The organism is Streptomyces sp. NPDC059564, from assembly GCF_042735575.1.
Classification (GTDB): Bacteria; Actinomycetota; Actinomycetes; order Streptomycetales; family Streptomycetaceae; genus Streptomyces.
In genome coordinates this window covers 1-7813 of sequence record NZ_JBHWBP010000354.1, presented here as the reverse complement: position 1 = coordinate 7813, position 7813 = coordinate 1, and the positions used below count along the sequence as shown (strand labels likewise).

9 protein-coding genes are annotated in these 7813 nt (G+C 69.1%); 3 read left to right on the top strand and 6 right to left on the bottom strand.

Annotation, left to right across the window (positions count from 1 at the left end):
- Positions 1 to 230 precede the first annotated feature (230 nt).
- Positions 231 to 1460, top strand: coding sequence for a serine hydrolase domain-containing protein (locus ACFV0Q_RS34790; RefSeq protein ID WP_385011003.1), 1230 nt, complete (start codon positions 231 to 233; stop codon positions 1458 to 1460).
- A gap of 204 nt (positions 1461 to 1664) precedes the next feature.
- Here the strand turns inward: ACFV0Q_RS34790 and ACFV0Q_RS34785 are convergent, their stop codons facing one another.
- Complete coding sequence (locus tag ACFV0Q_RS34785) at positions 1665 to 2309, bottom strand: LysE family translocator (protein ID WP_385011001.1); 645 nt, start codon at positions 2307 to 2309, stop codon at positions 1665 to 1667.
- Positions 2310 to 2500: 191 nt separating this feature from the next.
- Positions 2501 to 2863 (bottom strand): fibronectin type III domain-containing protein, encoded by a 363-nt coding sequence (locus tag ACFV0Q_RS34780; protein WP_385010999.1) that lies wholly within the window; start codon positions 2861 to 2863, stop codon positions 2501 to 2503.
- 732 nt (positions 2864 to 3595) lie between these two features.
- Here ACFV0Q_RS34780 and ACFV0Q_RS34775 point away from each other — a divergent pair.
- The gene (locus tag ACFV0Q_RS34775) at positions 3596 to 3814 is read left to right on the top strand and encodes a hypothetical protein (protein WP_385010998.1); all 219 of its coding nucleotides are present in this window, start codon (positions 3596 to 3598) and stop codon (positions 3812 to 3814) included.
- Between the two features lie 55 nt (positions 3815 to 3869).
- On the opposite strand, the gene ACFV0Q_RS34770 is transcribed toward ACFV0Q_RS34775, so the two are convergent.
- The 4 genes from ACFV0Q_RS34770 to ACFV0Q_RS34755 form a co-directional block, all read right to left on the bottom strand.
- Positions 3870 to 5363: a hypothetical protein gene (locus ACFV0Q_RS34770; RefSeq protein ID WP_385010997.1), complete on the bottom strand. Its 1494-nt coding sequence runs from the start codon at positions 5361 to 5363 to the stop codon at positions 3870 to 3872.
- A 72-nt stretch (positions 5364 to 5435) separates the two neighbouring features.
- Entirely contained in the window at positions 5436 to 6302 is an 867-nt protein-coding gene (locus ACFV0Q_RS34765; RefSeq protein ID WP_385010995.1) for a DUF3592 domain-containing protein, read from the bottom strand.
- Positions 6303 to 6706: 404 nt separating this feature from the next.
- Entirely contained in the window at positions 6707 to 6925 is a 219-nt protein-coding gene (locus ACFV0Q_RS34760; RefSeq protein WP_385010993.1) for a response regulator transcription factor, read from the bottom strand.
- A gap of 31 nt (positions 6926 to 6956) precedes the next feature.
- Positions 6957 to 7241 (bottom strand): hypothetical protein, encoded by a 285-nt coding sequence (locus tag ACFV0Q_RS34755; protein ID WP_385010991.1) that lies wholly within the window; start codon positions 7239 to 7241, stop codon positions 6957 to 6959.
- A 279-nt stretch (positions 7242 to 7520) separates the two neighbouring features.
- Between ACFV0Q_RS34755 and ACFV0Q_RS34750 the strand changes: the two genes are divergently transcribed.
- Positions 7521 to 7813 (top strand): hypothetical protein (locus ACFV0Q_RS34750; protein WP_385010989.1); only part of this gene is annotated, 293 nt, incomplete at its 3' end.

The following is a 7813-nucleotide window of genomic DNA, read 5'->3' as shown; positions in this document are numbered from 1 at the left end:
CCCCCCTCTGTTCCCGCTCGTCACCCTTGTCGCCGAGAGGCGGACGACTCCGCTTCCAGGCCGGGGAAGCCTGCTATCGGTGCCGGTCAGCCCATGCCTGCGATGGAGGTTGACCTTGACCTTGGGTCAGGGTGCACGCTCACCACACGGCCACCTCGAAGGCGGCTCAGCCCCCTCCTCCCGGCGGAGGGCTCCAGAGGATCGAAGACATGCGGACAAGGACGTTCATGATGCGTGAAAGCAACAGCGGCTTCTCCGAAGCGGGGCTCCGCAGACTGCGCGAGGCGCTGGCACGGCATGTCGAGTCCAAGAGGATTCCCGGGCTGGTCGCCCTGGTCAGCCGTGGCGGCCGGACGCACGTCGAGGTCATCGGGGCGATGCGTCATGACGGTGGCGCGCCGATGCGCCGGGACACGATCTTCCGGATGGCGTCCGCCTCCAAGCCGGTCACGATGGCGGCGGCGATGGTCCTGCTTGACGAATGCCGGCTGCGGCTGGACGAGCCGGTGGACCCGTGGCTGCCCGAACTCGCCGACCGCCGGGTGCTGAAGCGGCCCGACGGCCCGCTGGAGGACACCGTGCCGGCCCGGCGGCCGATCACCGTACGGGACCTGATGACCTCCACGTTCGGGCTCGGACTGGATTTCGATCTGCTGGACTCCCCGATCAGGGCAGCGACGTTCGAGCGGACCGACTACAGCGTGGCGTCCGGGCCGGCGCCCGCGCCGGACGAGTGGATGCGCCGGCTCGGCGAGCTGCCGCTGTCGTACCAGCCTGGAGAGCGGTGGCAGTACGACCTCAGCAACGAAGTACTCGGCGTGCTTGTCGCCAGGGTCGCGGGCCGGCCGTTGGGGACGTTCCTGCGCGAACGCATCCTCGATCCGCTGGGGATGAAGGACACCGCCTTCCACGTGCCCGCCGACAAGATCGACCGGCTGCCTCCCCTCTACGGGCCCGACCCGCAGACCGGAGAGTTCCTCGTGTGGGACGAGGCCGTAGGTGGAAGGACCAGCCGCCCTCCGGCCTTCCAGGGCGCCGGTGGCGGGCTGGTCTCCACCGCCGACGACTACCACGCCTACTTCCGGATGCTGCTGAACCACGGCATGCACGGCAGCGAACGGATCCTGTCCCGGCCCGCCGTCGAGCTGATGACCACCAACCGCCTCACGCCCCGGCAACAGGCCGCCCGGGACACCATGTACAGGAACATCGCCCACGTCGCAGCCGGCCAAGGGCAGCACGGCGGCTGGGGTTTCGGGATGGCAGTGCGCACCCATCGCGGCGACTACGCGCCCACCGGCCAGTTCGGCTGGGACGGCGGTACCGGCACCACCGCCTACGCCGACCCGGACAACCAGCTCACCGGAATCCTGCTCACCCAGGTCGGGATGTCCACCCCGGACTCGGCCCGCCTCATCCACGACTTCTGGACCACGCTCTACCAGGCCACCGACGACTGACACCGGGCTCGGTGTGGCCGGTCCACATCCGCAGACAACGGTTCGGCCAAGGTGGGCTGGGCGGCGGAGAGCACTTCGACGAGGGCCCGGTGCCCGTCGTTCTCCGGACGTTGATGTGTCTCATGAGACGAGGGCCACCGACAAGACGGCCCCGGGGAGCGAGTGACGGGGCCCAAGTCTGGCGTAACAGTGACGCGAACCGGGTCAGGTGGAGACAGGGGTACGGGACAGCGCGGTGCGCAGCGCGAAGACGCCGAGCAGGCCCCCTGCCGTGAACCGCTGGGCGGTCATGGCACGAGGACGGGCGGCCAGGAACCCCGACACGCGCGCTGCGCCCAGCATGATCAGAGCGTTCACCGAGATCCCCACGATGATCTGCACCCCACCGAGCTGGAGCAGTTGCCCCCAGGACGGACCTGCCTGCGGGTCCAAGAACTGGGGCAGGAGGGCGGCATACATGAGAGCGATTTTGGGGTTGAGCAGGTTCGTCAGCAGCCCCATCGAGAACAGGCGGGCGTCAGAGACCGGAGTCAGGTCTTGGGCCGGGGTGAAGGGCGAGCGGCCGCCGGGCTTGAGCATGCCCCATGCGAGGTAGGCCAGATAGGCGGCCCCAGCGAGCTTGACCACCATGAACGCCACCGGCACGGCAGCGAACAACGCCGACAGGCCCGCAGCCGCGGCCAGCAGGTAGCACACGAATCCCACGGCGGTCCCACTCAGACTGACCAGGCCCGCCCTGCGGCCTTGGGTGATCGCGCGAGAGGCGAGGTGAATCATGTTCGGCCCCGGAGTCAGGGCCATGCCCAGTTCAACCAGGGCCACCCCTCCGACTGCGGTCAGAGCGATCACCGGTCAACCTCCTGGTCATTCGTCGGGCACCCGATACGAACTGGACCGCCCACGTGCGACGGACGGCTACGCCGCATCAGCAGCGGCTGGTCTTGCCGTCTGTAGAGTACGGCCTTGCCGCTCGCTGTCCTCGTGCGCCCCCGGCCCTGTTCCTGTCCGGTGCTGGGCATGAGCCCCCTGCCGGCCGGAGCTCAGACGCACTCGGACCTCGGGTTCGCCGGAGTGAAGTCCGACGCGCCGACGGCGTTGACCGCCCGTACCTGGAAGCACTGCTTGCCCAACGGCAGGCCGGTCCAGACGAACGACGTGGTGTCCTTCGTGACGCCCTTGGCTTGCCGGAGGGTGCTGTTGAAGATCTCGAAGTGCGTCTCGTCGGTCGCGGGGTCCGACCACTCCAGATTCACGCGGGTGGGGTCGGCGGGATCTCTCGTGGCGACTACGTTCGACGGCTCGGCCGGCCTGCCGATGCCGATCCCCTTGCTGCCCTCGTGCTCCAGGTCGAAGTTCACCCGGGCGAAGTCGTCGGAGCCGACCTCACCGTTCTTGACTGACATCCGAAAGCCGTTCAGGCTCTCGCCCGGCTTGAACCCCTGTTCAATCAACCGGGTCGACCCGTCCAGGTCGTTGGAGAGACAGTCCGACCCTTCGAAGAGCCTCAGTGAAGGGTTGACCACGACCATCTCATCGGACCTCAGGTGGACTTGAACACTGACCTCACCCCGGGATTCGCCACCCACGCACGCATTTGCCGTCAGAGTCTGGTCCGGCCTGTCGTGACTCAGCCTGACCTCCCTGGTGAACGGGGTACTTCTCGTGGTCCTGCTCGACGGGAAACTGGGCGCGTCCGAAACGGTCAGTGTCCCGGTCATGGTGATGGTGTGCGTGCTGGCCGCAGCAGCCGGCGGAGCCGTCCACACACTCAACACGGTGACCGGCGCCATCGCCGCCAAGGCCGCAGCACGTCGCAACCTCATCGTCACACCTCGCAATCGCCTCATTCGGCTCGTGGGAGATGCCTTCATCGTCCCGCCACCCCACCAGCCCGGCCACCGGGACACGTCCCAGCCCCGGACGGTCGTCGGACGCCCAACTCGCGGCGACGCGCTCCAGGCGCACCCCTGGCTGGCGAGCACCCGAATCACCCGCCCTCTCATTGACTGGTCGCAGACGGCGGCGTTAACTGAAAATAAGCGACTCCTGCAACAGAGGTTCATTCCCCGTTGCCCGGAAACGAGGCAGAGGCAGTCCCCTGCACTCGCCCGCACAACGGCAGGGTCGTCCCGGATGTGGACGAGAACAACGGACCTCGGAAAGGTCGCGGCATGCGCCACAGCCGTCCGATGGTGGTTGAATCAACAGCGCAGATCCATATTGGGAAGGCTGCCAACAGGGCTACCGCGACAGCACCGACGCAAACCAAGAGCACATTCATGGAAACCTGCATGAAGGAAGCAGGATATCCAAACTGGCACGTGGAAGGCGACGCAGCCGACGCCGAACGCTGAACCAGAAAGCAGCTGGAACCCTGCCCCCAGCGCTGGCCCGGCTACGGTGCAGCGGTCACTCCCGCTGTCCCTGCATCGTCACCAGTCGGTGCATCACCTCGGAATCCAATGCCGGGTTCGCAGCGGCCTCGTGGGCCAGTTCCTCGTCGTCGAGGAGTTCCGCCAGGCGGGGTTGGGGAAGGTTCGGGTGGCGCGCCAGCGCGGCTCGTACGGCAGGGTCCGGGTCCCGGGTGAGGCGCGCTACGGTTGCCGGCGCGGTTTCGGGATCGCGGGCGGCCAGGGCGCGGACCTCGGGGTCCTGGTGGTCGGCGAAGGCGGCCAGGCCGGTGGTGGGGAAGTTCGGCCGGGTGGTGAGGTGTGCGCGCTCGTGGCCGTCGTACTCCAGGAAGCTGCGCAGGAGCAGTGAAGCCGGGGCGTCCGGATGGTTCTGGGCCAGCAGTACGCGTACGCCGAGATCGTCGTCATCGGCCAGGCGTTCTACGAGGTCGGGCGGCAGGTAGTGGTCCGTGGCCGCCTTCCGGCGCAGGAGCGGGTGGCTGGAGTTCGCGTCTCGGCGGACGTCCTGGGGGTCTCGGTGCACGGAGGGCTCGGGATGCGAGTGGAAGCAGTCGTTCATGGGGACTTCGTAGTCGATCTCGGCCCGTTCCCCCTCGCTCAGCTCGGGGTGCACGGACAGGGCCAGTCGCACCTTGGGGTCGGGGTCCGTGGCGAGGGCGCGGCGCTCGGCAGGTCCGAGGTCGGGGCGGTGGGCGATCCTCTCGCGCACCGCTGGGTCCGGATCGCCGGCCAGGAGGACCACCACGTCGGCGTGCAGGCTGGGGTTGCAGGCGATCGCCGCCCGTTCTCCCTCGGTGACCGGGGCGGTGAGGACGCTGTTCACGACAGTTCTGCTGAGGGCCCGGTGCAGCAGCATGTCCCAGCGTGCGTGACACGACCGGGCAGGCAGTTCGCGCTCCACCCACGCCGAATCCTCGTATCGCGCATGCCTCTCCGCCCGTTCCCTGACGTCCTCGTCGGCGTCTGCCAGCAGCGCGGCCTGGGTGCCGGCGGGCAGCAGATCCCACATGCCGACCCCCCAGCAGCGGACCTTCGCGACCGGATGGGTGGGCATGGACCGGCGCAGCCCCGTGGAGATCTGCCGGTAGAAGGTGCCCTGGAGGAGCTCGCCTTCGTACGTACTGATCATGCGCACAGCAGCTTCGTCGGGCAGCGGCCTGGGCGCACCACCGGCGACCACCCGGGGAGCATCGGCGAGGTGGGCGCGGACGAACCACTCCGGATCGTCCACCAGTTGTGCCCGTTGGGCTGGATCGACATGGGGGTTGCGGGCGAAGAAGCTGCGGGTGCGGGTGTCAGGGTGCTCGAGCACGGCGTCGACAACCGCGTCGGGCAGGATCCGGTCCCGGCACAGCACCATCCGTACGGCCAGTGGACCGTCGGCGAGGAGCCGCAAGAGGGCGTCTTCCGGAGCGGACGGATTGAGGGCCACCCCGGCGAGCCGGCGCGCGGGAAGATCAGCGTCCGCCCAGATTTGCTCAGGCGTAGGCATGTGTCATGACCCCCATGTGTCAACCCAGCCCTGTCGGGGCCACCGGGCCACGACCCTACCGGCCTCGCCCGGCTACAGACCGAGCCCGACCGCTCCCACGACGACCGCCGCCACTCCGATGACAAGGGCCAGCAGGCTGAAGGCGATCTCGGATGTGCGGGAACGGTGTTCGGACGCGAGGTCCAGGGTGAAGACGGCCGGGTCGTCGGGCGTGTAGTGGATCGTGACGTCCCGGCCGTACGAGTTCGTCGGGTCCGGCAGCCCATCGGCGCAGTAGGCGGTGACCGACGTGCCCTCGTGGGTGGTGAAGGCGATGACCGGCGTGTGGCTGGTGGAGGTGTAGCCGTCACTGTCGGTGCTGGTGTCCGTGAGGACGGCGACGACACGGCCCTGAACAGGGGGTCGAGAGGTCAGCGCGTCGATACGGCGGCTCGCCGCGCGTGCGTTCTGGGGCACGTAGCACGCGCCGGACACGGTCCAGGGCACGCCGAAGCCGAGCAGGGCCCACGGCCAGCCCCAATCGGTCGTGGCGAGGGCCACCAACCCGGCATAGAGCAGGAAAACCGCGGAGTTCGGCCATGCGCGACCGTGCCGGTTCGCCCAGAGGTCGAGGGTGAACCGGTAGGCGTGCGGTCTCCCGCGCGGGTAGCGGACGCCGATCTCCCGGCCCGTCCAGGCCGTGCTGATCCGGTCGCCGTGCTCACCGTCGTTCGTCACGGTGAACTCCTGCCCGGTGGAGGGGTCGTGGAAGGAGACGACCACGGGTATCCCGTCGTGCTGGGAGCTTCCGTGCCGGGGTTCCCGCACCCGCTCGATCCGGCCCATGACACGGACCGTGCGCTGGGCCCGGGTCAACCCGGCCAGCGACATTCCGTATCCGAGCAGTGCCATCGTGCCGAATGCCGCGCACCACAGCGCCAGATATCCGTGCCAGCCCATATCTCTTTCTCCTGCCAATCTTGGGCCCCTGACGAGCACAGCACTGCCGGCCCGGAGCAGGATGCGGGAGGTCGGCCGACGACGAAGCACGGCAAGTGGGCTTGGCACGGCGGCGCGATTGCTGACGTGTGGGTACCTGGCGAGTCCTGTGGTCAGCGGGCCGGGTTGCGCCGCACCACCTCGCCCTCACCGGCCCTGACCGTGGGCGGGCCCGCACCCCAGGGGAAGGCGGGCCCGTCGGCGACGACCGACCGCGGTCGGAAACCGGGCCGCCATCCGGCCGTCCACCTCGCACAGCACCACGACTCCGCCGCACGCTGTCCACCGACGCCGTTCACCCTGATCCGGCACAACGCCGGGGCGGCCCGGCGCGCTCGCCACGGTAACCGTGGTCCGGGGCCCCCTCACGGGGAGTGCAGGGCGGTGTGGGCGACGATGGCAAGTTGGATGCGGTTGCTCGTACCGGTCTTGTGGCGCAGGCGGCGCAGATAGGTGTCGACGGTGTGGGGGCTCAGCTCCATGCGGCGGGCGATGGCGCGGTCGGTGGCCCCCTGCGCGAGATGGGCGAGGAGTTCCCGCTCACGAGCCGTGAACGTGGTCAGAGGTGCGGGGTGAGTGGTCATGGCTGGCCTCCGTGTGCTGGTGGGTGGCTCATCAGAGGATCCGGTCGCGAGGGGGCAGCGGCCCCCAGCCGTTGCCGGTTCCCTCTCCGGAGCAGATCCGCACCGGCCCGGTCGGCAGAGTGCCGTTCTCCTTCATGAGGGCCAGTTCTTCCGGCGTGTACCGCTGCTGGAGCTCCTCGGCCGTCACCCAGCGGCACCTTCCCGCGCCTCGATTCGGGTCGAACGTCGGGGTGGTATCGGCATGGGCCACGGCCGGGACGCCCACGGCGAGCAGGGTCGCGGTCAGGGCGGTGAGGGCGAGGCGCTTCAGCTTCACAGGGGACTCCGTTGGTCAGTCGGGTCAGTCGGCTCGGAAAGAGGCCCCGGACTCCGACGGGACTGCCGGCGTCCGGGGACACGTTCAGCATGGCCGCCGCCGAGCTCCCGCACTACCAGTCCTGCCTGTCACTAAAGTTACGTGGCAGTAAGAGGAATGGGGGATGAAGTGGAAGAAGAGCACCTTCCTGGGTTGATATCGGACGTCTCAGTCGGCGAAGAAGCGGATCGGGCGGTCTACCAGTGGGTGGCCGAGCACCGCCGCCTCGATGCTGCGGCCGTGGCCGAGGACCTCGGCCTGGCCGCGGCGGACACGGCGGCCGCACTGGAGCGGCTGTTGGCGGCCCGGCTCGTCCACGCCGACCCGGAGGAACCCGGCACCGGTTACGCCGTGGCCCCCGAGGTGGCGGCCGCGCAACTGGCCGCCCCGGTCGAGGAGGAGATCCGCGCCCGCCAGCAGCAGCTCCTCCGGATGCGCCGAGAGCTGCAGCAGTTCACCTCGGCCTACCAGCGCGGGGTGCAGGCTGCGGGTAATGCGCTGGAGGTGGTCTCCGGGATGCAGACGGTACGCAC